The organism is Halobellus marinus (assembly GCF_032113415.1).
Classification (GTDB): Archaea; Halobacteriota; Halobacteria; order Halobacteriales; family Haloferacaceae; genus Haloquadratum; species Haloquadratum marinus.
The window spans coordinates 742996-767670 of record NZ_CP134946.1 but is presented as its reverse complement, the minus strand read 5'-3'; the positions used below and the strand labels follow the sequence as shown (position 1 = coordinate 767670).

27 protein-coding genes are annotated in these 24675 nt (G+C 67.1%); 9 read left to right on the top strand and 18 right to left on the bottom strand.

Annotated features, from left to right (window positions below):
• The first annotated feature begins 17 nt into the window (after positions 1-17).
• Positions 18-758 (top strand): energy-coupling factor ABC transporter ATP-binding protein, encoded by a 741-nt coding sequence (locus RJT37_RS03955; protein WP_313687983.1) that lies wholly within the window; start codon positions 18-20, stop codon positions 756-758.
• The gene (locus tag RJT37_RS03950) at positions 752-1462 is read left to right on the top strand and encodes an energy-coupling factor transporter transmembrane component T family protein (protein ID WP_313687981.1); all 711 of its coding nucleotides are present in this window, start codon (positions 752-754) and stop codon (positions 1460-1462) included. Before RJT37_RS03955 ends, RJT37_RS03950 begins: the two co-directional genes overlap by 7 nt.
• Positions 1463-1478: 16 nt before the next feature.
• Here RJT37_RS03950 and RJT37_RS03945 read toward each other — a convergent pair whose 3' ends face one another.
• Both RJT37_RS03945 and RJT37_RS03940 read right to left on the bottom strand, forming a co-directional pair.
• Positions 1479-1931 (bottom strand): ferritin-like domain-containing protein, encoded by a 453-nt coding sequence (locus tag RJT37_RS03945; RefSeq protein ID WP_313687979.1) that lies wholly within the window; start codon positions 1929-1931, stop codon positions 1479-1481.
• Positions 1932-2048: 117 nt separating this feature from the next.
• Positions 2049-2369 carry a 4Fe-4S dicluster domain-containing protein gene (locus RJT37_RS03940; protein WP_313687977.1) on the bottom strand — a complete coding sequence of 107 codons (321 nt, stop codon included), beginning with the start codon at positions 2367-2369 and terminating at the stop codon, positions 2049-2051.
• Positions 2370-2528: 159 nt separating this feature from the next.
• Between RJT37_RS03940 and RJT37_RS03935 the strand changes: the two genes are divergently transcribed.
• On the top strand, positions 2529-3014 hold the full coding sequence (locus RJT37_RS03935; protein ID WP_313687975.1) for a cupin domain-containing protein: 486 nt from the start codon (positions 2529-2531) through the stop codon (positions 3012-3014).
• Between the two features lie 10 nt (positions 3015-3024).
• Here RJT37_RS03935 and RJT37_RS03930 read toward each other — a convergent pair whose 3' ends face one another.
• The 6 genes from RJT37_RS03930 to RJT37_RS20485 form a co-directional block, all read right to left on the bottom strand.
• The gene (locus RJT37_RS03930; protein ID WP_313687974.1) at positions 3025-3312 is read right to left on the bottom strand and encodes a DUF7853 family protein; all 288 of its coding nucleotides are present in this window, start codon (positions 3310-3312) and stop codon (positions 3025-3027) included.
• Positions 3313-3404: 92 nt separating this feature from the next.
• Positions 3405-4109 carry a type 1 glutamine amidotransferase gene (locus RJT37_RS03925; protein ID WP_313687973.1) on the bottom strand — a complete coding sequence of 235 codons (705 nt, stop codon included), beginning with the start codon at positions 4107-4109 and terminating at the stop codon, positions 3405-3407.
• A 141-nt stretch (positions 4110-4250) separates the two neighbouring features.
• Positions 4251-5021 carry an alpha/beta fold hydrolase gene (locus tag RJT37_RS03920; RefSeq protein ID WP_313687971.1) on the bottom strand — a complete coding sequence of 257 codons (771 nt, stop codon included), beginning with the start codon at positions 5019-5021 and terminating at the stop codon, positions 4251-4253.
• Between the two features lie 57 nt (positions 5022-5078).
• Positions 5079-5663, bottom strand: a complete 585-nt coding sequence (locus RJT37_RS03915; RefSeq protein WP_313687969.1) for a DUF7504 family protein — start codon at positions 5661-5663, stop codon at positions 5079-5081.
• 81 nt (positions 5664-5744) lie between these two features.
• Positions 5745-8513: an alanine--tRNA ligase gene (gene alaS / locus RJT37_RS03910; RefSeq protein ID WP_313687967.1), complete on the bottom strand. Its 2769-nt coding sequence runs from the start codon at positions 8511-8513 to the stop codon at positions 5745-5747.
• Between the two features lie 108 nt (positions 8514-8621).
• Positions 8622-11591 (bottom strand): replication factor C small subunit, encoded by a 2970-nt coding sequence (locus tag RJT37_RS20485; RefSeq protein WP_345785382.1) that lies wholly within the window; start codon positions 11589-11591, stop codon positions 8622-8624.
• 164 nt (positions 11592-11755) lie between these two features.
• Between RJT37_RS20485 and samp2 the strand changes: the two genes are divergently transcribed.
• Both samp2 and RJT37_RS03885 read left to right on the top strand, forming a co-directional pair.
• Positions 11756-11977 carry a ubiquitin-like small modifier protein SAMP2 gene (samp2, locus tag RJT37_RS03890; RefSeq protein ID WP_313687966.1) on the top strand — a complete coding sequence of 74 codons (222 nt, stop codon included), beginning with the start codon at positions 11756-11758 and terminating at the stop codon, positions 11975-11977.
• A gap of 25 nt (positions 11978-12002) precedes the next feature.
• Positions 12003-12494: a GNAT family N-acetyltransferase gene (locus RJT37_RS03885; protein WP_313687964.1), complete on the top strand. Its 492-nt coding sequence runs from the start codon at positions 12003-12005 to the stop codon at positions 12492-12494.
• On the opposite strand, the gene RJT37_RS03880 is transcribed toward RJT37_RS03885, so the two are convergent.
• The gene (locus tag RJT37_RS03880) at positions 12487-13860 is read right to left on the bottom strand and encodes a phosphoglucomutase/phosphomannomutase family protein (RefSeq protein ID WP_313687962.1); all 1374 of its coding nucleotides are present in this window, start codon (positions 13858-13860) and stop codon (positions 12487-12489) included. The two genes, RJT37_RS03885 and RJT37_RS03880, sit on opposite strands and share 8 nt — an antisense overlap.
• 296 nt (positions 13861-14156) lie before the next feature.
• On the opposite strand from RJT37_RS03880, the gene RJT37_RS03875 reads away from it, so the two are divergent.
• The gene (locus RJT37_RS03875; protein ID WP_313687961.1) at positions 14157-14693 is read left to right on the top strand and encodes an NADPH-dependent FMN reductase; all 537 of its coding nucleotides are present in this window, start codon (positions 14157-14159) and stop codon (positions 14691-14693) included.
• 46 nt (positions 14694-14739) lie between these two features.
• On the top strand, positions 14740-15084 hold the full coding sequence (locus RJT37_RS03870; protein WP_313687959.1) for a carboxymuconolactone decarboxylase family protein: 345 nt from the start codon (positions 14740-14742) through the stop codon (positions 15082-15084).
• 37 nt (positions 15085-15121) lie between these two features.
• On the opposite strand, the gene RJT37_RS03865 is transcribed toward RJT37_RS03870, so the two are convergent.
• From RJT37_RS03865 to larB, 4 genes are all read right to left on the bottom strand, one after another.
• Complete coding sequence (locus tag RJT37_RS03865; RefSeq protein WP_313689841.1) at positions 15122-15406, bottom strand: GIY-YIG nuclease family protein; 285 nt, start codon at positions 15404-15406, stop codon at positions 15122-15124.
• 62 nt (positions 15407-15468) lie between these two features.
• Positions 15469-16323: a 5'/3'-nucleotidase SurE gene (surE, locus tag RJT37_RS03860; protein ID WP_313687957.1), complete on the bottom strand. Its 855-nt coding sequence runs from the start codon at positions 16321-16323 to the stop codon at positions 15469-15471.
• A 192-nt stretch (positions 16324-16515) separates the two neighbouring features.
• Positions 16516-16665, bottom strand: a complete 150-nt coding sequence (locus tag RJT37_RS20590; protein ID WP_425604687.1) for a DUF7563 family protein — start codon at positions 16663-16665, stop codon at positions 16516-16518.
• 157 nt (positions 16666-16822) lie between these two features.
• Entirely contained in the window at positions 16823-17584 is a 762-nt protein-coding gene (gene larB / locus RJT37_RS03855; RefSeq protein WP_313687956.1) for a nickel pincer cofactor biosynthesis protein LarB, read from the bottom strand.
• Positions 17585-17837: 253 nt separating this feature from the next.
• Here larB and RJT37_RS03850 point away from each other — a divergent pair, with 253 nt between their 5' ends.
• Entirely contained in the window at positions 17838-18005 is a 168-nt protein-coding gene (locus RJT37_RS03850; protein WP_311170399.1) for a DUF1931 domain-containing protein, read from the top strand.
• 49 nt (positions 18006-18054) lie between these two features.
• Here the strand turns inward: RJT37_RS03850 and rpiA are convergent, their stop codons facing one another.
• From rpiA to RJT37_RS03825, 5 genes are all read right to left on the bottom strand, one after another.
• The gene (gene rpiA / locus RJT37_RS03845) at positions 18055-18747 is read right to left on the bottom strand and encodes a ribose-5-phosphate isomerase RpiA (RefSeq protein WP_313689839.1); all 693 of its coding nucleotides are present in this window, start codon (positions 18745-18747) and stop codon (positions 18055-18057) included.
• 123 nt (positions 18748-18870) lie between these two features.
• On the bottom strand, positions 18871-19995 hold the full coding sequence (locus RJT37_RS03840) for an ORC1-type DNA replication protein (protein ID WP_313687954.1): 1125 nt from the start codon (positions 19993-19995) through the stop codon (positions 18871-18873).
• Positions 19996-20064: 69 nt separating this feature from the next.
• Complete coding sequence (locus RJT37_RS03835; RefSeq protein ID WP_313687953.1) at positions 20065-20376, bottom strand: hypothetical protein; 312 nt, start codon at positions 20374-20376, stop codon at positions 20065-20067.
• A 45-nt stretch (positions 20377-20421) separates the two neighbouring features.
• Positions 20422-20940 (bottom strand): cytochrome b N-terminal domain-containing protein, encoded by a 519-nt coding sequence (locus RJT37_RS03830; RefSeq protein ID WP_313687951.1) that lies wholly within the window; start codon positions 20938-20940, stop codon positions 20422-20424.
• 138 nt (positions 20941-21078) lie between these two features.
• Positions 21079-23124, bottom strand: a complete 2046-nt coding sequence (locus RJT37_RS03825; RefSeq protein WP_313687950.1) for a MutS-related protein — start codon at positions 23122-23124, stop codon at positions 21079-21081.
• Positions 23125-23269: 145 nt separating this feature from the next.
• On the opposite strand from RJT37_RS03825, the gene larE reads away from it, so the two are divergent.
• Positions 23270-24262 (top strand): ATP-dependent sacrificial sulfur transferase LarE, encoded by a 993-nt coding sequence (gene larE, locus RJT37_RS03820; RefSeq protein ID WP_313687949.1) that lies wholly within the window; start codon positions 23270-23272, stop codon positions 24260-24262.
• Positions 24263-24675: the final 413 nt, after the last annotated feature.

Genomic DNA, 24675 nt, shown 5'->3' with positions numbered 1-24675 from the left:
CGGACCCCCACGCGGCCGTGATCCGGACCGAGGGGGTCGTCCACCGCTACGGCGACGTCGTCGCCGTCGACGACGTCTCCATCACGATCCCCGACGGCGAGTGTGTGATCGTCGCGGGGGCGAACGGCTCCGGCAAGACGACGCTGGTCCGGCACTTCAACGGACTGTTGGATCCGGACGAGGGCCGCGTGACGGTGAACGGCCGCGACGTCGGCGCGGACACCGTCGCCGCCCGGACGGCCGTCGGGATGGTGTTCCAGGAGCCCCGCGATCAGCTCGTCGCCGCGACGATCGGCGCGGACATCGCCTTTGGGCCGGAGAACCTCGGCCTCGACCGGGCGGAGATCGACCGGCGCGTCCAGACGGCGCTTGCGGCGGTGAATCTGGCCGGCCGCGAGGACGAGCGGGTCCACGAACTCTCCGGTGGCGAGCGCGAGCGTGTCGCGATCGCGGGCGCCCTGGCGATGGAACCGGACCACCTCGTCCTCGACGAGCCGTTCACCGGCCTCGACGCGCCCGCGCGGGAGTCGGTGCTGGATCGACTCCGTGCGCTCTCGGCGTCCGGCACGGGAATCGTGGTCGTCACCCACGATCTCCGGGACATCCTGGATCTCGCAGACCGGGTGGTCGCGATGGCGGACGGCCGGGTCGTCGTCGACGACGATCCGGCGAACGCGGTCGAAGCGCTGCCCGAGTACGACGTCTGCGTGCCGGAAGCGTGGCGACCGAAGCGCACCGAATCCGATGTGAAATGTTAAGCTACCATCCCGGCGACTCCTTCGCCCACCGGCTCGATCCGCGGACGAAACTGCTCGCACAGGCCGCGTTCGCTGTCGCGGCGTTCGCGCACACGACGCCCCGCGGGCTCGCGGTGCTCACGGTCGTGACCGGCGCGTTTCTCGCCGCTGGACGACTCTCGCCGTGGCGTGCGCTCGTCGGGTATCTGCCGGCGCTTCCCTTTCTGGTCGCCGGCCCGCTGGTCTCCGTCGTCGAGGTGCGCGCGTGGGCCGTCGGGATCGACCCCGCCGCGGCTGTCGAGCCGGTGCTGGCGAGCTACCGGGTCCTGCTGATCCTGCTCGTCTCGGCGGTCTATCTCCACACCACGCCCGTCCGCGACTCGCGCGCGGCGATCCAGCGGCTCGTGCCCGGCCGCGCCGGGCGGCTGCTCGGCGTCGGGGTCGCGCTCGTGTTCCGGTTTCTCCCGCTCCTGCGCGCGGATCTCGGCCGCATCCGGGACGCGTCTGCGGCGCGACTGGGTCGGGAGCGACCTCTGCGGGAGCGGATGCAGATCGTCGCGTCGGCGGGGCTCCGCCGGGCGTTCGACCGCGCGGATCAGCTCGCGCTCGCGCTCCGGGCCCGGTGTTTCGCGTGGAACCCGACGCTCCCCACGCTGCGGTTCGCGCGGCGGGACGTCGTCGGGCTCGTGACCGCCGCCGCGCTCGTCAGCGCGGTACTGCTCTGAGCGGCGCGCTCAATCGTCAGTCGTTTCTGTACTCCTTCTCGAACCCGCGGAACTCCGTCCGGTGGGCCTCCTCGTCGGCCAGAAGTGTCACCGCGAGATCCTCCGTCACCGGATCGTCAGCTTCCTCGGCGGCCTTGATGAGCGCGCGGTAGGTCTCGATGGCGCCCTCCTCGGCGTCGAGGACGCCCTCGATGACCGAGAGCACGTCCGTCGTGTCCTCCGGCGGCTGGAGGCTCGTCTGGGTCGCCTGGAACGCGGCCGAGCCCGGCGGGTGTTCGTCGAGTTGTTTGAGTCGATTGCCGAGCTGCTCGGCGTGAGTGAGTTCCTCCTGGATGTCCTGCTGGAGTGACTCTTTGATCTCTTCGGCGCGGACGCCGTCGAGCACGATCGAGTTCGTCAGGTAGTTCATCACCGTCTCGATCTCGTCCTGATAGGCCTTCTGGAGCAGTCGAATAACCTCGTCTGACATAACAGTCGTATTTCGCACGCAGGCGACAAGAGACTACCGACGATGCACCAGAGTGGAGGCCGTGATCCGTGCGGGAGCATGGAGTCGGACCCGGACGCGCTGGGTGGTGATCCCGGCCTATCCCCGCGTCCCGTCGACGTCGATGGCGTCGACCGGACAGATATCCACACAGAGCATACAGTCGATACACTGGTCCTCGTACGTCGGCTCGACCTTCCGCTCGGACTCGGGGTGGCCGGGCGTCTCGACCCACGTGAACACGTCGACCGGGCAGTTCTCCAGACAGGCGCCGTCGGCGACACAGAGGTCGTAATCGACCGCGACGTGCATCCCGTGGATCCCCAGCTGCTCCGGCGGCTCGACCGGCCCCCAGACGTCGAGGCCGTTCTCCTCGCCGGCCCGCTCGCGGTTCTCGTCGAAGTTCGGGTCGATTCCCATTACTCAGCTGTACTCGTGTGAGCAGCAAAACACCGTCGGAATCGGGAGCGGGGCGGTCGGACGGCAGTTCGGACCGACAGCGGCGCGGCTGCGGACAGATCCGACGGACCGAGCCGCCGTCGACCCGACGCTTAAGAGCCGCCGCACGGACGAACGGATATGCGACACGTCAACGAAGCCGACGTGGAGTGGAGCGAGACCAAACGGGAGGAGACGCACTTCCGCCGGAAGCAACTGTCCAGCGCGGCCGGGGACAACGACCTCGGGACGAGCCTCTACGAACTCCCGCCGGGCGGCGCCTCCTGGCCGTACCATTTCCACACCGCCAACGCGGAGGCGGTCTACGTCCTCCACGGCAGTGGCGTCCTGCGGACGCCCGACGGTGAGACGCGGGTCGAATCCGGCGACTTCTGTTCGTTCCCGCCCGATTCCGACGGCGCCCACCGACTGCACAACGACGGCGACGAGCCGCTCCGATACCTCGCGATGTCGACGATGCGCGACACCGACGTGACGGTCTACCCGGACTCTGACAAGATCGGCGTCTACGCGGGCGCTGCTCCGGGCGGTGACAAGGCCGAGCGCGTCGTCTCCGGGTACTACCGGCGCGAGGACGACGTCGACTACTGGGAGGGCGAGGAGTGATCGCGGGCGGCTACGCCGACGATTCGATCTGCGAGAGGACGCGCTGTGCTATCGTCCGATCCTCCGGCGGCGCGTCAGACTCGACGCGCGTTCGGAGGATCTCCTGAAGATAGTCGAGTTCCGCGGACTCGAATGGCTCGTCGGCCTCGATCGTCCGGAGCAGCTCGACGGCGTCTGTGGGATCTTCGTCCGCGTCGACGAGTCGGTCGATTTCGGTGGCGACGGCGGCGTGGACGGCCCACGTCTCTTCGCGGGTCAGATCGAGTGATACCGGGGAGTTGTGCGGGGGAGCGGTCATACACGTGCCTCCGTGTGAAAGTATGATTGAGGGGGCACAAATATGTGGGGGGTGTTGGCATATATCACGCACGACGGCGACGGGGCGACTCCCTATCCGACGACCCGCTGTCGGACCTGGCGGACGTACGTGGTGAAGTTCTCGAAGAGGCGTTTGGCCTGGCAGGCCTCGGCGTAGTTCTCCTCCGTAATTCCCGCGAGCACCGATTCGATCCGCTCGTCGGGGAGGTCTTTCCCCTTCGTGATCGCGGTGGCTGTCTCTCTGTCGTACTCGGGGTGGAACTGGACGCCCCAGGCGTTGCCGCGGCGGAAGGCGTGGATCCCGTAGTCGTTCTCGGCGAGCAGGTCGGCCCCCGGTGGCAGTTCAGTCACCGCGTCGGAGTGGCTGGTGAAGACGGTGAAAGAGTCCGGGACTCCCGCGAACAGTTCGTCGTCTGCGGTCCGACGGACCTCGCGGTAGCCGAGTTCGTACTCGCCCATCCCCTCAACGTGGCCGCCAAGCGCCGACGCGAGCACCTGGTGGCCGTAGCAGACGCCAAGGATCGGCAGCCCGCGTTCGTGTGCGTCGGCGACGTACTCGACGAGCGGGCGGATCCAGTCGCGGTCCCAGTAGACCGACGCGCGAGACCCGGTGACGACGACGCCGTCGAAGCCCAAATCCGCCGGGCGCTCGTTTGCCGTGACGTCAAACTCCACGAGGTCGGCGTCGAGTTCCCGGCGGAAGTTCCGCGGCGTGTGCTCGTCGTCGTGGGAGGCGTTCAACAGTGCGAGCCGCAACCGATCCTGACCGCTACTCATCGATTGGCCTGACGCAGCGGGAGAAAAAGTGCCTTGCGCCCGGGGGCAGTCCTGCCGGACTCTCGGACGGAGCGCGACCGGAGCGACAGTCGACCGACAGAGTCCGACAATGCGCGGAATCGGGCCGGCCACCACGACGGCCTATACCCCGTCGAGAAAGGCGAGCAGTTCGTCGTTGACGCGCCGCGACGCCTCGACGTGGACGAGGTGGCCGGCGTCGTCGATGCGGCAGAACTCCCCCCGCGGCAGCCCCGCCGCGAGTTCCGCCCCCCGCGACGGCGGCCACACGGCGTCGTCCCCACCGTGGACGACGAGCGCCGGCTCGGTCACTTCGTAGAGCGAATCGGCGACGTCGAAGTCGGCGACGGCGTCGGCCTGTGCGGCCCAGGCCTCGCGGCCCGCGTCCTCCGCGGCGCGCCACTCGATCATCTGCTCGACGGCGTCCGGATGCGCATCGACGAACGCTGCCGAGAGGCCTGCCCTGAGCGACCGTTCCAGTGCCGCGTCGTCGTCAGGCGCGCCCCAGAGCGGATCGAGGTCGAGTCCGGCGCCGTCGGCCGCGGTGCCGACGAGAACGAGGCTGCGCACGCGGGACGTAGTCAGCGCCGCCTGCAGGGCGACCATCCCGCCGAGGCCCGCGCCGACGACGTGGGCGGCGCGAACGTCCGCATCGCGGAGGACCGCCACGAGATCAGCGACGAGCGTGTCGACCGGATAGGGTCCAGGCGGCGCGTCCGAGCGACCGGCGCCGCGGACGTCCGTTACGAGGCTCCGGTAGGGGCCCGAGACGGCGCCGTGCTGCCAGCCCCACTGCCACGCGCCGTACCCCACGTCGCCGACGAACACGACCGTCTCGCCGTCGCCGCTGGTCTCGTAGTAGAGGCCGACCTCGCCGTTCGTCGCTGTGGGCATACCCGGGACTTGCGCGAACGACGGCTTATGGTTCCCGGTCCGCGCGAGGATACCGTGTCAGCGCAGGAGGACGGACCATCCGTCCTCGGTGCCGTCAGACTCGATGACCGCGTCGAACAGCGTCTTGAGCAGTTCGACAGTCTGATCGTCTAACAGGTTCGGATCGAGGAAGAACTGCCCCCGTGCGTCCGCCGTCTGGAGCCGGGTCGTGAGGACGTGGAGAAACCGATAGAGGATCTGCGGGTCGGCGTACTGGAGTAGCACCGACAGCGAGTCGATGACCACCACCGCGTCGCTCCACTCGGTGAGATACGGGGTGGCCTTGACCCCGATCCCCGTGAGATTCGACGGTGTCGCGACGTTCTCGACGGCGACGTCGCGGTCGCCTAAGTCCGAGTCCGCGAGGTCCGGCGTCGTCACGACCGCCGCCGCGTCAGGCGCTGTCCCGAGCACTTCACACCACTCGTCGTACCACGTTGCCGGCGATCGGGAAAAGCAAACGGCGAGCAACTGGGCGGACTCCGGGTCATCTATCAGGAGCCGTTTGATCTCCTCGTCGGCCGAGCGGGCCGACTGTGGTCGGAGAACCAGGACGGTACCGACATCTGCTGCCTCTGCTAGCGCCTGGTCTAACGAAGCCACAGTATTAAGTATCCAACAGCTTCCGATAAGTCTTGTGCGATCTGCGGTCGATTGCCGATGGGAGACTGGTGGTAACTCTCGTCAGGCGCTTTCGGCCGCCCGGAGGATCTCCGGCGCCGCCTCGATCGCCTCGTCGAGGGCCTCGACATTCGGTCCGCCGCCCTGTGCGAAGTCCGGCGGCCCGCCGCCGCCACCGCCGACCTTCGCCGCGAGGCGGCCGACTACCTCGCCGGCGTTGATGCCCACTCCGTCGGGGACACCGACGACGAACTGGGCACTTTCGCCCGTCTCGGCGCCGAGGACCGCCACCTTGCCCTCGTCGACGAGTGCGTTCGCAGTCGCCCGCAGTTCGTCGGCGTCGCCGTCGAACCGCCGGATTACCGCTGGCGTGCCGTCGATGTCGACCGTCTCCTCGTCTGCGGCGGCGCGTGCCTCCGCGAGTTCCGTCTTCAGCCGGTCGATCGTCTTCCCGCGCTCCTTCCACTCGGTGAAGAAGCGCTCGGCCGTCTCGGGGACGTCTTCGGGGGTCACGTCGAGGATCTCGGCCGCGTCGTACAGCGCATCTTCGGTCCGCTGTGTGGCCTCGATGGCGGCGTCGCCGGCCGAAAAGACGATCCGCTCGACGCCGTCCTGGACGGGTTCGGTGGAGCGGATCTTGATCGCACCGATATCGCCGGTCCGGCTCACGTGGGTGCCGCCACAGGCCTGCACGTCGTCGCCGACGGTGATCGTCCGGATGTTCTGTCCCGGCGGGATCCCACCCTGGTACAGGTCGAAGCCGTGTTCCTTCTCGGCCTCGTGGCGGTCGGGCCAGTGCTGTTTGACAGTCAGGTTCTCCCGCACGATCTCGTTTGCGACGGCCTCGATCCGCCGTACCTCCTCCCGGGAGATGCGCTCGTAGTGGGCGACGTCGAGGCGGGCTCTGTCCGTGCCCTTCTGGGCGCCGGCCTGTCGGACGTGCTCGCCGAGGACCTGCCGTGCGGCGTAGCCGATGATGTGTGTCGCTGTGTGGTGTCGCATCAGCCGACGGCGCCGTTCGACGTCGAGTTGGCCGCGGACGAACTCGCCTTTCCCCGGGTTGCCGTCGGTCCGGTGGAGGACCACCCCGTCGCGGCTCTGGACGTCCGTCACCGCGACGGTCACGTCGTCGTTCGAGAGCGTCCCGTGGTCCGCGGGCTGGCCGCCGCCCTCCGGGTAGAACATCGTCTGATCGAGGACGACGTCGTACCCCTCCTCACGCTCGATGACGTCGAGGACGACCGCCTCGAACTCCGTCCGCTCCTGGTCGTCGTAGTAGAGTTTCTCCGTCTCGGGCAGGTCGTCGATCCGCTCGCTCCGCTCGATGGCCTCGCGGGAGGCGCCCTCGCCCTCGTGTCTGTCGGCGACGAGCGAGTAGAAGTCGTCGGGGACGTCGACCTCGGCGCCGCGGTCTTCGGCGATGTCCCGGACCATCTCGGGCTGGATGCCGTGGGAGTCGTACAGTTCGATGAGCTCCTCGGTCGGGATCGACTCCCCGCGGTCGGCGTACTCTGCGGCCAGGGTCTCGACCTTCCGGCGGCCCCGTTCCAGCGTCTCGCGGTACTTCCGCTCCTCGGTGCGGACGATGTCGCGGATCGTATCGCGGTTCTCGTAGTCGAGTCGCTCGGCCTGCATATCCACGAGTTCGTCCAGCGGGGCGTCGACGCCGACGTCGTCGACGAGCCGTTTGGTCCGGCGCAGCACCATCCGCGCAAGGTAGCCGGTGCCGACGTTCGAGGGGACGATCTCGTCGCCGAACATGTACGCGAGCGTCCGGCAGTGATCGGCGATGGCGTAGATCGTCTCCAGCGGTTCGAGGAGTTCCGTCAGTTCCTCGCTGTCGACGCCGAGTTCGTCCGCGACGTCCGCCCGCGCTTCCGTCAGGTCGTCGACCTCGTCGATGTCGAGATAGCCCGAAAGCTTCGCCGCGCGGTGGACGAGGTCTTCCTCCTCGTCGGACAGGGAGACGCCGGCGTTCTCCTTCAGGAACTCGATCATATCCGGGTAGACCGCCTCGTAGACAGTCGGAGTTCCCTGCGAGACCCACGTCCAGCGTTCGAGGCCGTAACCGGTGTCGACGATGTAGGTGTCCATCGGCGAGTACCGGTTGCCGTCCTTCATCTCGTAGTCGCCGTCCGGGTCCTGCTCCATCGACATAAAGACGAGCGTCGCCAGTTCGGCGCCCCGGTAGAGCACCTCGAAGGCCGGCCCGGCGTTGCCGCCGCCGACCCACGGGTCCTCGATGTACGTGATCTCCTCCAAGTTCGCGCCCATATGCTCGAAGAACTGATCGCAGAGCCGGACCGTCTCGTCCTTCCAGTAGACCTCCCCGGAGTAGGCGTACTCGTCGCCGGCCTCCTCGCGGGCGTTGAACGCGTGGTGGGCCATCATCTCGAAGGCCATCGTGTGCCGCCCGGTCTTGCCGACGTTGTCGATGTCCTGCATCCGGATGCAGGGCTGGGAGATGCACAGCGGGTTCGCCGGCGGCGGCGTCTGGCCGCTCGTGACGAGCGGCTGGAAGTCGTACACGGAGGCCTGCGTCAGCAGGACATCGTCGCGCCAGCGGTTGGCCGCCACCGGGTACGGGTCGATGCGCTCGTGGCCGTGCTCCTCGAAGAAGGAGAGGAACTCCTCGCGCATCTCCGAGAGGGCGTACGCCTCGTCGAAGCCGGGGTTGTCGATGAAGGTGTAGTCGTCGGCGGGCGGCTCGCCGCAGGTCTCGCGGTCGGGGTCGCGCGTCCAGAAGTGGACGCCCGTCACCGGACACTGCTTCCGATGGAACCCCTCCTCCTCGAAGTACTCGAGCCGATACTCCGCTTCGAGTTCACTCATTACCGTCAGTTGGCCTACGATCGGGTAAAACAGTTCCGGGAAGCGGAGGCGTGGCGGCCCCAGGCGGGTGATTTCGGGATCGCCCGACGGAAACGGGGTCGGACGCCGCTACTCCTCGGCCGCCAACGATGCCAGCAGCGCCTCCAGTTGAATTCGCTCGTTTGCGCCGGTCGTGATCCGGTAGTCGGCCTCGCCGATCCGCTCCATCAGCCGGATCGTCGTCCGCTCGTCGAGGTCGAAGTCCCACGCCGAGCGGTGGAGCTGATCGATGATGTCGCCGCCGGCCATCCCGGTGTCGACGAGCAGCGACTCCAGGCGGGACCGGGCGGTCGCGAAGTCGCCGTCGATGGCCGCCTCGACCATCGCCTCGATCTCCTCGGGGCGGGCCGTCGAGGTGATCAGGTAGACCGCCTCCTCGTCGACGACGTCGCCCGTCGTCGCCGCCGCCTGCAGGGAGTTGATCGCGCGGCGCATATCGCCATCGGCGGCGTATACGAGCGCGTCGAGGCCGTCATCCGTCACCTCGATGCCCTCGGCGTCGGCGATGTCCTGGACCTGGCCGCGGATCGCGTCGTCCGAAAGCGGCGAGAAGCGGAAGACGGCACACCGCGACTGGATCGGGTCGATGATCTTCGAGGAGTAGTTACACGAGAGGATGAAACGGGTGTTGTCGGAGAACTGCTCCATCGTCCGCCGGAGCGCAGATTGAGCCTCGGACGTCAACGAGTCGGCCTCGTCGAGGAAGATGATCGTGTGGTCGTACCCCGGGCTGTAGGACTCCCGCGCGAAGTTCTTGATCCGGTCGCGGACGACGTCGATGCCGCGCTCGTCGGAGGCGTTGAGTTCGAGGAAGTTGCTCTGCCAGTCGTCGCCGTAGATCTCGCGGGCTATAGCCGTCGCAGCGGTGGTGTTGTGCATCACGGTCGGGACCTCGCCCGCGACGTAGTTCCGCGATGAGGGAACGGTGAGATCGTAGACCCGGCGAGATTCTTCGATCGTTTCGGTTCCGGTCACCTCGTCGTAATAGAGGTCTGAATCCGCAACCCGGGAGAGCGAATCGAGACGTTCGATCACGTCGAGCGAGAGCATCTCGGTGGCCAACGTCCGGACCCGCTGTGCGACGGTTTCGTATCTGACGAGCGATCCGAGCGCGTGGTCGTCGCGAGTCAGGAGTTCTCCCACGTCAGTACCGCGAATGTCAGTGTTTTTCGCGATACGCTCGTAGGACACGCCGAGACTGTCGATACACGCGGACAGTTCTCGCTGAAGGTGTTCGAGATCCGGACGGTCGAGTTCCCCCGCCGTGGCCGACGTGTCGTTGTCGCCTTCGAGTTGCGAGAGAAGCCCAGTCACTCGGGACGCGTACGGCGTACGCCGACCGTCCGCATACTCAAGTAGCCGATCGCTTCGAACACCAGTCGAAGCGGAGAGTTCACGTCGGGTTTCGATCGGCTCCAGCGTCTGTCGCGTATCCAGCCACTTGGCCGGAGTTCCGGTGGCGAGTTCGAGTTCGGCCGAGAGCTGTTCGACCCTCAAGAGAGTCTCCTGTGCCGTTTCGATGCGCTGGGTCGCTGCCTCGACGATCCGCGTGAGTTCCGACTGGTGGGCACTTCGTCCCGGATTATCCGGATTACGTGTGTCCGAAATGTACGATTGAATCGGGAGGTTCAGCGTTTCACACAGCCGCCGAGCGTCACGCTGTCGGGGTATCGTATCGTGATTTGGATTCGACTTCTTTTTTGCGTGTTTTTCGATGCGTTCCTGTTTGCGATCGATACTGAATCCGATCACGTCCGCGAACCGCCGAATCGCTGGAGATCCTGAGATACTCAGCACGTGATACTCACGTTCGATACCGGTGCCGTTCGTGGCGGCTTTCATCTCGGTTCCCCGACGGCTCGGGATCCCGAACGTGGAAAGAAGATACGAGAGCAGCGTGATGTGGTCGCCGTTCTTCTGTGTCAGTTCGATAATACCGTGATCGGAAACGTACGCTTCGCCGTCGAACATCGCGCGAACGAAAGCTGCACGGCTCTCGTCGTCGCTTGCTGCGATCGCCGATCCGATTCCGGAGCCTCCGCTCGCACTCGCGAACACGTCGAATACGGTACTGAGCCAGTGTGTGAGCGTTTTCGAGCGAACGTCGACGTACGGGACTCCTTTCTGGGTTCCGCGATCGGGTTCGAGATCGAAAAGGGATCTCGCCGTCCGATCGAACGCATCGCAGAGGTCTCGGTCGGTATTGTAGAATTTAACCCGACTGTTGTCGATGTTGGCTTCGGCGACTGCGAGGCCGACAAATCGAGCCAGTTCCGGGGTCACCTGCCGGGGCGGCGTGATCGGACGTGAGGCCTTACCTCTTGCAGTGACGTACTGGATCGATCGGATCCCAGATCTGAGTGCGTCGGTCTCCACGTCCAGCGCACGGAGTTCCGCGGGGGAGATCGTTGTGTCTGAGAACCCGGCGTCGGCCGCAAACTCGGCCGTGACGTGGACGCGAATCCGTTCGTTGTCGACGTCACCGAGCCAGTCTAGGTCGCTATCGGCAGTACCTTCCGAGGACGGAGTCGGTGCCTGTCTCGGTCGGGCGATCCGATCGCCGTCGGTGACATCGTCTGCCGTCTTCCACGTGAGACCGTTTTTCGTCAGCACGAGGAGCTTGTGCTCGGGGGTGACCTCCATCGTGTTCCCGTCCCGCGTCTCGATGCGTCGGAGTTCTGTCGCCTCCTTCCCGAAGACGTGAGAGGGCTGGACGTACTCGAACTCGTTGGAATCGGTGAGTGAGAGGATCTTCACGTCGGAAGCAGGTTCTCCGAAGCCCTCGATATCCCCCACGATCGAATCGATCCGTTCGATTCCGCGGTTTGTGAGGACCGGTGTCTCCCCCGTCACACACTTCCCGACGCCCGCCGGGCCCGCAAACAGCAGGTGGGGGAGGTCGTCGCGCTCGACGTACGACCGCAGTCGGCCGATGATCTCCTCCTGTCCGTAGATGTCCGCGAAGCTCTCGGGCCGGTACTTCTCGATCCAGATCTCGCGTCCCGCGTTCGCCTCGGCCGAGGCGTCGCCCTCGCTCATACGGGTGAGAGGGTCCCGATGGTTCATAAACCACCCGCGTTTCGACGACGACGGCGAGCCGACGGCGACGACCCCCCACTGCGACGTCGGCGACAGCGACGAGCATCCTGCATCGCCCGGCCCCGAAGCGAAACCGGCAAGCCCGCCACGCCCGAAGCCGCCGTATGCGCGTGACCGTCGAAGTCGTCGGCGAGGGCACCGAGGAGGTCGACGTCGACGACAGCGACACCTACGCCGACGTCGTCCGCGCGGTCGGCTACTCGCCGCACGAGGTGTCGGTGATGGTCGACGGCACGCCCGTGCCGGAGGATCAGCCCGTCGAGGCCGCCCAAATTCGGGTGCTCAGGCTCATCAAGGGCGGCGCGGGCGACGGACGCGAGTTTTAACCGGCTCTGCGGTCGACCTCCTTCCGTGCGCCACGAGGTCCGCGAGGCGACCGACGGCGACGCCGAAGATGTCGTCCGGCTGCTCGACGCCGCGATGCTCGAATTCGACCGTCAGCGCACGCGCCGGCGGATCAGCGAGGGCGACGCGCTCGTCGCCGTCGTCGACGGGTTCGGCGGCGGAGACGATAGCCCGTCGCCGCCGGACGAGCGGATCGTCGGCGCCTGCATCCTTGCGAGCGGCGAAAAAGCGGAGCAGCCACTGTGGCCTGCCGACGAGTGCACGCCCGCCGAGCCCCCGACCGAGATCGAACAGATAGCCGTCCACCAGTCCCGGCGGGGCCGGGGGATCGGCCGCTCGCTTGTCGATGCCGCGGCAAAACGAGCAGACGGCCCGCTCGCCGCACGGTTCCGCGAACAGGTGCGCCCGTTCTACGCGGCCCTCGGCTTCGAGATTCGCGAGCGTGAGGGCGGACGCGACCCTGCCGGCGACACCCGCCTCTGCGGCCTCCTCAGATGAGCGGCTCGACCAGGTCGCGGCCGGCGTCCAACAGTGTATCGACGCGCTCGCGGCTCGACGCCTCGGCGTAGACGCGCATCTTCGGCTCCGTGCCCGACGGCCGGACCAGCAGCCACGAGCCGTCCGAAAGGAGGAGTTTGAAGCCGTCGAGCGTCACCACGTCGGCGACGTCGCGGCCGGCGACCTCCTCGGGGATGACGTCTTCGAGCTCCTCGATGACGCGCACCTTCTCCGCGTCGGGACACACGACGCTGATCTTGTCGGCGACGATGTCGCCGTGGGTGTCGAGGAGGCGGTCGACGCGGGCGTCCATCGGCTCTTCGGCCGTCGCAGCGGCGCCGAATAGGCCCATCAGCACGCCGTCCTTCTCGCGGACGTGCCCGCGGATCGAGAAGCCGCCGGACTCCTCGCCGCCGACGAGGGCGTCGTGGTCGGCCATCGCTTCCGCGACCCACTTGAAGCCGACCGGGGTCTCGAAGACCTCCTGATCGTGTGCCTCTGCGATCCGGTCGATCAGGAACGTGGTCGAGACCGTCCGGATCGCCGGGCCGGCGTCGGATTCCAGCAGGTAGTCGTAGAGCGCGGCGAAAAAGAGGTTCTCGTCGAGGTGGCCGCGCTCCGGCGTCACGAACGCGACGCGGTCGGCGTCGCCGTCGTTCGCGACCCCCAGATCCGCGTCGTAGTCGTCGACTGCCGCGACGAGCGGTTCGAGGTTCTCGGCGCTCGGTTCGGGGGGTGTGCCGCCGAACTCGGGGTCGCGATCGTCGCGGACGTTGAGCACCTCCGCGCCCGCCGATCGGAGGAGCTCGTCGGTGACGCCGCGCCCGGAGCCGTGCATCGCGTCGTGGACGACTGTCAGCCCCGAGAGGTCGGCGTCGACCAGTTCCCGGGCGCGTTCGGCGTGGGGCGTCACGAGATCAACCCGTCTGACGGTCCCGCGCTCGGATTCAGGACGACGCACCGGCTCGCGGAGCCGGTCGGCGACGGCCTCCGTCACCGCCGGAAGAGCCGGTGCGCCGTCGGCGGGGATGAACTTCACGCCGTTGTACTCGGGGGGATTGTGCGACGCCGTTATCATCAGCCCGCCGGAGAGCCCGCGCTCGACGATGGCGTACGAGACGAGCGGCGTCGGACAGTCCCGCCTGGGGAGGAGGACGTCGAAGCCGTTCCCCGTGAGCACGTCCGCCAGCGAATCGGCGAACCCCTCGGAACTCTGGCGGGCGTCGTAGCCGATCACGACGGGGTCCTCGTGACCTTGGTCGGTAAGATAGTCGGCGACCGCCTGTCCCACGATCCGGACGCGGTCGTGAGTGAAGGTGTCCAGCGTCGCCCGCCAGCCGTCCGTGCCAAAGGAGATGGCGTCCATATCCGGACTGTTTCCGGCGTCGAACAAAAAGGTGCGGCGCACGACGTCGTGGCATCGCTGGAGCGGTGATCCGCCGGCTCAGATTTATAACCGAAGCCGGGACCACAGCCCCCGTGACGTAACGTCAGCCCCGCGCCGGGACGCGATTGCCCGGCACGTCGGCGCGGGGAGCGGTCGTGCCGGCTGTTCGCTACAACTGTCCCAGGCTACCTGCGAGGGGAAGCGTCGGTCTCCGGAAACGGTGTGAATCCGGTCCCGCCGTCGGGCTTTTCGCCGTCCGCCTCCGAACGCGAACGATGATCACCGTCGTCGCGGTCTCCGGCAGTCGGCGCGAGCACAGTTCCACCAGGAATGCGCTGCAGGTCGTTCTCTCGGCCGCCCGCGAAGAGGGCGTGGAAACGGAACTGATCGACCTCGGCGCCGTCGATCTCCCGCTGTACCACCCCGACATCGACGAGCAGGGCGACTCCCGGCGGCTGACACGTCAGGTTCGCGACGCCGAGGCGGTCGTGATCGGCTCGCCGGTCTACCACGGCTCGTACTCATCGACGTTCCGCAACTTCCACGACTACTGCTCGAAAGACGACTTTTCGGACACCGCCGTCGGTCTCGTCGCGACCGCCGGCGGCGGCTCCTACGGCCCGGCGCTTGAACACCTCCGGAGTACGGTCCGAGGCGTTCACGGGCATACGGTCCCCGAGCAGGTCGGGATCCGTGGCGCTTCAAGGAAGTTCGATGGCGAGACGCTCACCGATAGGGACCTTCGTCAGCGCCTCGACGAACTGGCCGCGGCCGTCGTCGCTGAGGCGCGGCGGCTGCATCCAGAGTCGTGAGAATCTCACTTGGGATATATATGATATCTCGACGATGTTTGGGGTGATGTCCCGCACAGAAGAGCTCACAGACCTCAAGGAGTCGCTGGGCGATCTGATCGAAGAGGCACCGGAACTCGAATCGTTCGTCGGATTCGTCGAATCCGCAGAAGCGACCGAGACGATCGACAACAAGACGAAAGAACTGATGTCGCTTTCAATTTCGGTAGTCGTCAGGTGTGATCACTGCATCCTCTGGCACACCGATGCGGCACTCGATGCCGGTGCGACGCACGAGGAGATCGTCGACGCATTAAAGATCGCCGTCGTGATGGGCGGAGGACCTGCGATGACCTACGCCGTCGAGGCCTACCGGACGCTCGAAGCACTCGAAGCGGAACAGGCCGAATAGTGTCGAGCGTCGGTGTGTCGTCGGAGGGAGTCTCTCCTCAGTCGAGTCCGACCAACCGCTCCTTCTCGTGACGCGACAGTTCCTTGATATCGTACTCCCGGGACATCGCAGCCGACTTCGACGCGAACGACTCGACGTGAACCACCTCGACCGGCGTCCGGCCACGGGTGTATTTCGCCCCCTCGCCGGCGTTGTGCTCGGCGACGCGGCGCTCGACGTCGGTCGTGTATCCGGTGTAGAGGGTGCTGTCTGCGCACGACAAGACGTAGACGTAGTGGCCGCTGTTCCCTCCGGAATCGCCCGATCCGTCCTGATCGACGATTGACTCGTCGCCGTCGGCCGCGGTCGCCTCGCGCTCGGAATCGCGTTCGGACATCGTACCGGTCACTCGACGTCGATCGTCTCGACGACGTCCGCCAGCGCCGCGCTGTCGGGTGAGGCGTGCTTCACCGACAGCGGCGAGACGCTGACCGCGGCGTCGACGAGCGCGCGACGGTCCGATCCGACCGGGTACCGGCGGCGATGCTCCTCCGTCGGCGGAAACGGGTTCTCCCAGCCGACCACGCCGGGCCACGTCTCATCGTGCAGGCGGACGAGGCGCTCGTCGGGACCCAGATCCCAGTCGGCGAAGTCGCCGTGCTCGTCGTTCCCGGGATCGATCTGTTCGATGTCCTGTTCGTAGTCGTGGTGCGGTTCAGTGAGGATGACCGGCGGCGACGACGCATCGACGGGTGCGTTGACGTTCAGCAGATCGACATCCTCGTAGACACCGGCCTCCAGCGCGCGTTCGACGAGCCGCCGGGCGATCCGAGCCGGACGGGCGAAGTCGTACTCCTCGGGTGGCGAGAGAAAGAAGTCCGTCGAATGGTACGCCGAGATCGCGAGCGCAGGCGTGCCGAGAAACGCCGCCTCGATGCCCGCGCCGACGGTTCCGGAGCGTCCGACCACATAGTTGCCGGCGTTCGGTCCGTTGTTGACGCCGGAGACGACGACGTCGAAGTCGGGGTCGAGTCCCCGGAGACCGTAGGCCACGCAGTCGGCCGGCGTCCCGGTGAGAGCGTAGCCCCACGGGTGCTCGCGGATGACAGTCGTGTGATTCCGGGTCCGGCCAACCCCGCTTCTGTCGCCGTCGGGCGCGACGACGGTGACGTCGCCGAAGGCGGTGAGTTCGGTCCGGAGCCCGGCGAGCCCCGGCGCGTCGATACCGTCGTCGTTGGTCAGGAGGATATCGGGACCCATCGATGGATGGTTCGCCGAGACACAGGTATCCCTTCCGGTCCGGCGCTACGCGCAGTGCTCGAAACGGACAACGACGAACAGCCGGGCGAGACAGCGCCGTCGCTCCCCCGAAAGGACGCTGGACGGGTTACCCCGTCCGAGCTGAGAAAGCGGAACACGGCTTCGCGTGGTGGTCTGCGTCCGCTTCAGTGGTCACGCTGTGCGGGTGCGCCGCCGTGCGACCTCCGCGATCCCCGCGTTCGCCGAACAGTTTGGACAGGCGAGCAATCGCCCGTTCTGATCGGCAAACACGCGCGCGAAGCGATCGGAGACGTGTGACCCGCAATGGTCACAAGTTGGCATACGTGTGTCCGGCAGCCACCAGATGCCGGTACCCTCCGTACGAACGCGGCACTTATATGGGTTCTCGCGCACGCGCGCGACCCCTCCGAACGTCCAGAAATAGTCGCCAGAGCAGTCCGTTTGTTTGCAATTGTCGCACACGGCCGAAGATCCTCGTTCAGTCGTCGCCGCGGGCTTCGTCGACCGCGCGAGCGACGAGTCCCGCCTGAGCCCCGGCGACGAATCCGGCGTCGATATTGACGACTGACAACACCGTACAGGACTGGAGCATCCCTGACAGCGCCGCAGCGCCGTCGCCGCCGTGTCCGTACCCCGTCGAGACCGGGACACCGATCACCGGCGTATCGACGAGGCCGGCCACGACAGTCGGGAGTGCACCCTCGCGGCCGGCGGCGACGACGAGAACGTCGGCCGCCCGCAGCTGGTCGAGGTGATCGATGACCCGACCGAGGTGGGCGACCCCGACGTCTTCGAGCCGCTCGACACTTACACCCATCACTTCGAGCACGGCCGCAGCCTCGCCCGCGACTGCCGCGTCCGCTGTCCCGCCGGTCACGATTCCGACCGTCGCATCCAGCGTCGGCGGGTCGGAGGCGGGCGTCCGCGCCACGAGCGTCCGCGCACGCTCGTCGTGGGTCAGTTCGACCGACGCGTCGGTCTCCTCGGCGACGGCCGCGACGTCGTCCTCGGAGACGCGGGTGAGAAGCGCCAGCCCGGTCGCCTCCAGGGCGGCCGCCGCGAGCGCTGCGATCTCCGCTGGCGTCTTTCCGGCCGCGAGGATCGCCTCGGGAACGCCCCGTCTGCGCTCGCGAGCCGCGTCGAATCGGCCCGCATCGGTCGTCACGTACCCGGCGAGCCGGCGTTCGGCCGCAGCGGGGGAGAGATCGCCCGCTGCGACGGCTTCGAGCACTTCACGCATACCAGGCCTTCCGCAGCCGAGCGTCACGTACCTGTCGCTTCGTTGCAAACGAAGTTTTCGCAGCCGAGCATATGAGGGATTGCCCGATGTGCGACGTCACAGCGACGGAGCGTCGGAAATAGAGCGGCTGGGGGTATTATGGAGCCCAGTATATAAATCATTCCCATAGGAAACCCTGTAGACGACACGCAGGGACGGAGACGCCGCCGTTTTGGAAAATATTTTTATATAGGGCCGGTATAGGAGGTATTGTATGGCAGACCTTATTGTGAAAGCGGCCGTCAAAGAAGCGCTCGACGACAAGAACGTAGCCTCCGACTTCTACGGTGCACTCGACGAGGAAGTCACCGAACTCCTCGAAGACGCTGCCCGTCGCGCGGAACAGAACGACCGAAAGACGGTGCAGCCCCGCGACCTGTAACTCGGGACGATCCGATCCGTTTTTTTGCGGTAGCGACGCCGACCAGCCGTCAGTCCCGCCTTCGAACCGTGACGCCGTCGTCAGTTCCGACGTAGACCGTCTCGGCGAGATCGACAAACAGGCCGTGTTCGACGACGCCCGGTATCGGAGACAGTACCCTTGCCAGCGCTTCGGGATCGTCGATCGGTCCGAAGTCACAGTCGAGGACGAGGTTCCCGTTGTCGGTGACGACCGGTCCGTCCTTGCCCTCGCCGCGACGGAGTGTCGCCGTTCCCCCGAGTTCGTCGACATCCCGCTCGACGGCCGCGTACGCGTCGGGCAACACCTCCACCGGGACGGGTCGCTGGAGCGTCGTGACGGGTTTCGAGGGGTCGGCGACGACGACGAACTTCGCTGCTGCCGCGGCGATCACTTTCTCGCGGGCGTGTGCCGCCCCACCACCCTTGATGACTTGCAGGTCGTCGTCCACCTGGTCTGCGCCGTCGATCGCGAGGTCGACGCCGTCGACGTCCGCCAGCGAACGGAGCGGGATTCCGGCCTCCCGGGCAAGTGCACGAGAATCGAACGACGTCGGCACGCCGCGGACGTCGAGCCCCGCGTCGACGCGTCGACCGATCTCGCGGATCGCGTACGCAGCGGTGCTGCCGGTGCCGAGCCCGACGACGTCCCCGTCGCCGACGAGTTCGGCGGCGCGTTCGCCGGCGCGTCGCTTCTGGTCGTCGGTGCCGCCGGTCGTCTTCATACGCGTCGTCTCGGCGAGCGCCGGCACAAAACTTCCGCTCCCGGTCGCCCGTTTCGGATCCCTATCGGGGTTCGCCGCCGACTCGGACCGTTCGAGCACCGTGTCGCCGTCTACTCGAATCGATTATAATCGTTCGAGCACGGCGTCGGCGTCGTAGGCGAGCGACAGCGACCGCGAGCGGCCGCGGCCCTCGATTTCAGCGTAATCCGCGTCGACGACGCCCAGACGGTCGAGTTTGTTGACGATCTCGGAGTAGCGGGTGTAGCCTAAGCCCGTCTCCTCGTGAAACGCCTCGTAGACGTCGCCGGCCTGGTCACCGTCGTGTTCGGCTACGACGCGGACGAGCTCACACTCGCGCTCGGAGAGCCCGCGAAGGCTCCGCGAGAGGTGGACGTACTTCGATTTCTCGTAGGCGGCCTCGACGTCCTCGACGGAGACGGTGCGACTTGCGCGCATCTCGGCGTGGAGCCCCGCACGACGCAGCAGATCGATCCCGACGCGCAGGTCCCCGCTTTCGGCGGTGAGTTCGGCCACGCGGTCGAGTTCCTGAGTGCCGACGACGCCGTCGTGGAAACCACGACGGACGCGCTCCCGCAGGATGTCGACGATCTCGTCGACGTCGTAGACCGGGAAGTACACCTCTTCCGGCCGGAAGACGCTCTGCACGCGGCCGTCGAGTTCCTCGATGACGTCGAGCGTGAGATCCGACGAGACCACGATGACGCCGATGCGCGCCCCCGAATGCGCCTCGTGCGCACGGAGCAGCGAGTAGAGGGCGTCGGAGGCCTCGTTCTCGTAGAACAGGTAGTTCACGTCGTCGAGGGCGACCGCGAGCACCTCGTCTTCCTCGACGAGGCGGTCGGTGATCTGCCCGAACAGCTTCTTGAACGAGATCCCCGAAGAGGGCGGTTCGTACTCGAAGATGTGCTCGAAGATCCGCGAGAAGACGGCATAGCGCGTGGAGTCGACCTGACAGTTGACCCGGACGGTCCGGACGCCGGTCTGGGCGCCGAGTTCGCCGAAGAGCTTCTGGACTGCCGTGGTCTTCCCGGTCCCGGGCGGCCCGCGGACCATCGTGTTCAACGGTCGGGAGCCGCGGACCGCCGGCCGGAGCGCGTACTTCAGGCTCTCCAGTTGGGTCTCGCGGTGCTCGAAGGTCTCGGGGACGTAATCGATCTCGAAGACGTGTTCGTCGCGGAAGACGGTCTCGTCCCACGACAGCATCCCCTCGTCGGGGTCGTCCCTCATCGGTACAAACACGGCAAGGCGCCCACTTAACCGTTCCCCAGAGACGGCTCACCGGGCGCCGCAGACCGCTCACTCGGTGACGAGCCGATAGGTCCGGAGAGCGGCAAGCAACCCGACCGCGAGTCCGACGGCGCCGACGACGAGAGCGGCGGGCGCCGCCGACCCGCGAACGAACGGACCGAGTCCGCCGACCGCGACCGAGAGACCGATCGCCGAAAGCGCCAGATAAAACAGGATGAGTGTCGCCGTGCCGACCACGTCCCAGATCGCATCGCGGGTCGCGCGGTAGACCAGGTCGTACGTGGCGTCGTCGACGCCGTCACCGAACGGTTCGTCCGAGTCGGCTCTCGTAGAGGGGCGGGAGGGATCACCGGGGACCATACCGAGCGATCGAAGCGCAGCGCAAAAAAGCCACGAGGTGGGCAGCTATTCTGGAGAGTCTCCCGATCGCACGGACACGAGCCGTCGCAAACCGACTGTTCCGGCTGCGGTGGCAACGCCGACGAAGGCGATTACAACGATGGCGTAGTGATACCGAAATGCGGCCTGCAGCGTCGCTTGCCCGAGCGTGAAGCCGCCGAACAGAGCCGTCGCAAGCGGGTCTCCCAGGACCGGGACGGAGAGCAGCAGTTCGAGTCCGAACTGCCCAAGGAAGAACGAGAGCTGCGTCCACGGCAGCAACAGCCCGGTGTAGGCGTACAACGCTACGAACGGGATCGAGAGGGCTCCACCCACCGCGTACAGCGGTCTTTCTGCGAATCCGAGAAGGAAGCCGAGGAACGGCACGCCGAACGCGCCGATCGCCAGCAGGAGTCGAAGCAACTCCGCTCGCGACGTCGTCGTCGGTGCCGCGACGAGTAACGCGGCGTCGACGAGCGTAAGGGCTGCAACGAGACCGATCAGCGCCACCTTCAGCGTCCGATGTGGAGGGTTCGAGTGACTCATACCGGGACCACAGTGAAACAAGCCAAGCGAGACGTCTATGTTTTCGGGTCCCCGCCGCGGTCTTGCGGAAGCGCAGTCTCCCCACGAAAGAGTCGTGCGGGATCGGCCACCGGTCGGATGCGGAGGGCCGACGGCCGCTCAGAACTTCTCCAGAAGCCGGTCGTAGAAGCCCGATTCGTCCCCATCGGCCAGCTTCTCGACGATGAGTTCCGGCGTCGACCGCGCGAGGTGATCCTTCACCGGCGAGCGGTTCACCACGAGTTCGCCGTCTTCCAGGCCCAGCGCCTCGATGCCGTCGACCGCGACGTCGAACCCGGCGGCCTCGCGGATCTCCCCTGCCAGGTGTGAGACGAAGACGGCCGTCGCCGCCTGGTCGTCGAGCGCCTCCAGGATGCCGGCGACGATCTTCGCCGACGCGCCGGGTTCAGTGATGCTCTCCAGTTCGTCGACTAAGACGAGTCGGTTCGCCGCCCCGTCGGTCAGTTCGCGGAAATCCCGGAGTGTGCTCTCGAAGGCCCCGGCGTCGAGGGTGCCCTGGGTCTTCGCGTAGTAGTGCAACTCCGAGAAGCGTTCGAGTTCGACCCGCTCGGCGGGGACGGGCAGGCCCATCTGGGCGAGGACGACCACGAGCGCGACGAGATCCAGCGTCGAGGTCTTCCCACCTGAGTTGACACCCGAGAGGAGCGTCACCCCCGAGACGCCGTAGTCGACCGGCTCGACGTCCGAAAAGTGGACATCCAAAAGCGGCGAGCGACCGCCCGCGATCGTGAAGCCCGCGGGGTCCGACGAATCGGACTCGGAGCCGTCCGGCGGATCGGCCTCGGAGTCGTCGCCTGCGTCGGGGTCCAGCCCGTCGACAAATTCCGGCAGCGTGCAGTCGAAGTCCTCGGCGAACCGCGCGACGGCGAGTTCGACGTCCAGTTCGAGCGCGTCGCGAACGAGCGTCTCGACCGGCTTCCGGAGCGCCGAGAGGTCGGCCGCGAGTTCGCGCTTCAGGCGGGCCGCCCGGCGATCGCGGGCGGTTTTCAACTCCGTCCGGAGCCGCGAGACCACCGCCTCCTCGTGTTCGACCGGAAACGTGGGATCGTTGGGGAACGTCCGCTCGGCGAAATCCGCCTCCTGGGGGCGGAGATCGAGGGCGTCGATGAACTGTTCGCGGGCGGCCGCGACGGCATCGTCGTACTCGTCGTCCAGTTCCCGGCCGAGCAGCGAGTCGACGCGGGCGCCCTGCTCCACCAGAGAGAGGAAGTCTGTCCCTTCGATCGTCACGTCGCGCTCGCGGATCGCCTCGCGGAGGCGGTCGTTGGCGACGGACTCGGCGGTTGCGACCGCCGCGTCGAGGTCGTCGACGGCGGTGGTGAGGCGGTCGAGTTCCGCGTCGCCGACGACGGTACCATCCGTGGCTAGCCGATCGAGCACGTCGCGCAACGCGTCGAGGTCACACGGCGGGTCGAGATCGGCCGTCTCGTGGACTTCCGCGGCCGCGAGGATCCGCGAGCGGTTCTCGGCGAAGAAGGCGAGGACGCGCTCGGGGACGATCTCGTCCGGTTCGTCCATCGCGTCTGGGCGGACTCGGACGTCGCCGTCGACGTCGACGCCCGCGAACTGCTCGTCGAGAGCGATCACCGTCGCGTAGGAGCGGGCGAGTTCGGCGAGATCGCGGGTGTCGTCGACGACCTCCACGGAAAGTTCGGGGAACGACTCCTCGGCCGCGGCGAAGCGCTCGGCGTCGGCGGTGGCGAGACAGCGGTCGCGGACCCGCCGCGTGGGCGGCGGCGCGAGCGGTTCCAGCCCGTCGAGCGCCTCGATGACTGCCGGTTCGGGATCTCGCCGTGTCGCGCGCTCGACGAACTCCCGTACCTCGGCGATCCGCGACGCCGAGTGCGTCGGGTAGAACGTCGCCACGCGCTTTGCCCCGTAGTCGGTGACGGTCCGGTCGCGGAGGAGGTCAAGCACGTCCTGGTAGATGTCACGCGCCCGATCAGTCGCCAGAAAGCCGCCGTCGTCGTCGTGTCGGCGCCGGATGGCACCACGGGCGACGGCGGCCGCGCGCCCCTCAGAGAGCCCCGGGGCGCGAGCCAGGGTGGCGACGTCGCCCTCGCTGAGCGCCCGTTCCGGGTCTTCGAGTTCCGACAGCGCCGCCGCCGTCTTCGTGCCGACGCCCGGGATCGCCTCGAACTCCATTCGAGGGTCCGTTCGCTCCCGATCCGACAAAACGTTACGGGTGTTGCGGGCGCGCCCTCAGTTTCCGCCCGGTACCAAGTCCGGACACGCCATCGCCGGTGATCGACGACAACGTGTTTTTGTCGCTGCGCGCGATAGCCCGGGTATGCAATCACAGCCGGATGCGGATCCGGACGCCGCCGTCGACGCCAGCGACAGCGGTGCGGACGGGGGGACCGACCGGGACAGCGGGTCGGCAGCAGCGAACGGCGCTCTCGACCCGACGATCCGAGCGAAGGCCGACGCCGTCCGCGACTCGCTTTCCGACTGCGACGGCGTCCTCGTGGCGTTCTCCGGCGGCGTCGACTCCTCGGTCGTGGCCGCACTCGCTCACGACGCCCTCGGTGCGGACGCGGTGGCGTGTACGGCCAAATCCGAGACGCTCCCGGCGGCGGAACTCGACGACGCCCGCCGCGTGGCCGCCGAGATCGGGATCCACCACGAAATCGTCGAGTTCTCCGAACTGGACAACCCCGACTTCGTCGAGAACGACGGCGACCGGTGCTATCACTGCCGGACGATGCGCCTCGGCCGGATGTACGAGGCCGCCGCCGACTTGGGCATCGAAACGGTCTGTGACGGCACCAACGCCTCCGACCACGGATCGGGCCACCGGCCGGGGCTCCAGGCTGTCGAGGAACTGGACGTCCGCTCGCCGCTGTCGGCGCACGGCATCGAGAAAGAGGAGGTCCGCGCCATCGCCGACGCCTACGGACTCTCGGTGGCTGAAAAGCCCTCGATGGCGTGTCTCTCCTCGCGCATCCCGACCGGACTGGACGTGACCGAGGAACGGCTCACCCGCGTCGAGCGGGCCGAGAACGCACTCAGAGAGTGGGGATTCTCGCAGTTCCGCGTCCGCGATCACGACGGCCTCGCCCGCATCGAAATCGCTACGGAAGAACTCGATGCGGCACTCGACCACGACTTCGTCGTCGCCGTCCGCGAGCGGCTGTCGGACCTCGGATTCGAGCACGTGACGTTAGATCTTCACGGCTATCGAACGGGCAGCGTCAGTCCCGACGACGAACGAGCGGACGGGGATGGCGGCGACCCGGTCGTCGAGAACGTCTTCGACGCCGATTACCCGACGGGCAAATAGGAGCGTTGTCGGCGCCGATTCAGGTCCCACGATCCGCACGGGAGGCGAGCAGGAGGCGAAGCGCCTCGTATCCGAGTATCAGCACGACCGCAACCCCGCCGGCCAGCGCCGGGCGCAGGTTCACCTCGGCGGCCCACCGGAGAACGACAGGGTCGGGGCCGCCGAGATAGCCCACGACGGCGGCGAGCAGCCACACCGGACGGCGAGCGTCATCGACGGCGAGACGAGCCCGCAGTGCCCGCTCCGAGCGACCAAAGCGGCGCAGGAGGAGCGCAACGAGTTCGAAGACACCCACGAGGATGCCCGCGACGAACAGGGGCGTGTACACCGCGAGGTCGTTGGCCGCGAGCGTCTCGACGACCACCGGAGGCAGCAGATCGAAGTACCCCGCTGGGACCGGCAGGGGGCTGATG

What these genes read in the sequence shown, in the direction of transcription:
- samp2 (WP_313687966.1), top strand. Translation starts at nt 11,756, where the DNA reads ATGCGCGTGACCGTCGAAGTCGTCGGCGAGGGCACCGAGGAGGTCGAC.
- RJT37_RS03825 (WP_313687950.1), bottom strand. Translation starts at nt 23,124, where the DNA reads ATGGAGTTCGAGGCGATCCCGGGCGTCGGCACGAAGACGGCGGCGGCG.
- alaS (WP_313687967.1), bottom strand. Translation starts at nt 8,513, where the DNA reads ATGAGTGAACTCGAAGCGGAGTATCGGCTCGAGTACTTCGAGGAGGAG.
- larE (WP_313687949.1), top strand. Translation starts at nt 23,270, where the DNA reads ATGCAATCACAGCCGGATGCGGATCCGGACGCCGCCGTCGACGCCAGC.
- rpiA (WP_313689839.1), bottom strand. Translation starts at nt 18,747, where the DNA reads ATGAAGACGACCGGCGGCACCGACGACCAGAAGCGACGCGCCGGCGAA.
- RJT37_RS03950 (WP_313687981.1), top strand. Translation starts at nt 752, where the DNA reads ATGTTAAGCTACCATCCCGGCGACTCCTTCGCCCACCGGCTCGATCCG.
- RJT37_RS03870 (WP_313687959.1), top strand. Translation starts at nt 14,740, where the DNA reads ATGTCCCGCACAGAAGAGCTCACAGACCTCAAGGAGTCGCTGGGCGAT.
- RJT37_RS03945 (WP_313687979.1), bottom strand. Translation starts at nt 1,931, where the DNA reads ATGTCAGACGAGGTTATTCGACTGCTCCAGAAGGCCTATCAGGACGAG.
- RJT37_RS20485 (WP_345785382.1), bottom strand. Translation starts at nt 11,591, where the DNA reads ATGAGCGAGGGCGACGCCTCGGCCGAGGCGAACGCGGGACGCGAGATC.
- RJT37_RS03835 (WP_313687953.1), bottom strand. Translation starts at nt 20,376, where the DNA reads ATGGTCCCCGGTGATCCCTCCCGCCCCTCTACGAGAGCCGACTCGGAC.
- RJT37_RS03940 (WP_313687977.1), bottom strand. Translation starts at nt 2,369, where the DNA reads ATGGGAATCGACCCGAACTTCGACGAGAACCGCGAGCGGGCCGGCGAG.
- RJT37_RS03840 (WP_313687954.1), bottom strand. Translation starts at nt 19,995, where the DNA reads ATGAGGGACGACCCCGACGAGGGGATGCTGTCGTGGGACGAGACCGTC.
- RJT37_RS03875 (WP_313687961.1), top strand. Translation starts at nt 14,157, where the DNA reads ATGATCACCGTCGTCGCGGTCTCCGGCAGTCGGCGCGAGCACAGTTCC.
- RJT37_RS03850 (WP_311170399.1), top strand. Translation starts at nt 17,838, where the DNA reads ATGGCAGACCTTATTGTGAAAGCGGCCGTCAAAGAAGCGCTCGACGAC.
- RJT37_RS03935 (WP_313687975.1), top strand. Translation starts at nt 2,529, where the DNA reads ATGCGACACGTCAACGAAGCCGACGTGGAGTGGAGCGAGACCAAACGG.
- RJT37_RS03930 (WP_313687974.1), bottom strand. Translation starts at nt 3,312, where the DNA reads ATGACCGCTCCCCCGCACAACTCCCCGGTATCACTCGATCTGACCCGC.
- RJT37_RS03830 (WP_313687951.1), bottom strand. Translation starts at nt 20,940, where the DNA reads ATGAGTCACTCGAACCCTCCACATCGGACGCTGAAGGTGGCGCTGATC.
- surE (WP_313687957.1), bottom strand. Translation starts at nt 16,323, where the DNA reads ATGGGTCCCGATATCCTCCTGACCAACGACGACGGTATCGACGCGCCG.
- RJT37_RS20590 (WP_425604687.1), bottom strand. Translation starts at nt 16,665, where the DNA reads ATGCCAACTTGTGACCATTGCGGGTCACACGTCTCCGATCGCTTCGCG.
- larB (WP_313687956.1), bottom strand. Translation starts at nt 17,584, where the DNA reads ATGCGTGAAGTGCTCGAAGCCGTCGCAGCGGGCGATCTCTCCCCCGCT.
- RJT37_RS03920 (WP_313687971.1), bottom strand. Translation starts at nt 5,021, where the DNA reads ATGCCCACAGCGACGAACGGCGAGGTCGGCCTCTACTACGAGACCAGC.
- RJT37_RS03925 (WP_313687973.1), bottom strand. Translation starts at nt 4,109, where the DNA reads ATGAGTAGCGGTCAGGATCGGTTGCGGCTCGCACTGTTGAACGCCTCC.
- RJT37_RS03880 (WP_313687962.1), bottom strand. Translation starts at nt 13,860, where the DNA reads ATGGACGCCATCTCCTTTGGCACGGACGGCTGGCGGGCGACGCTGGAC.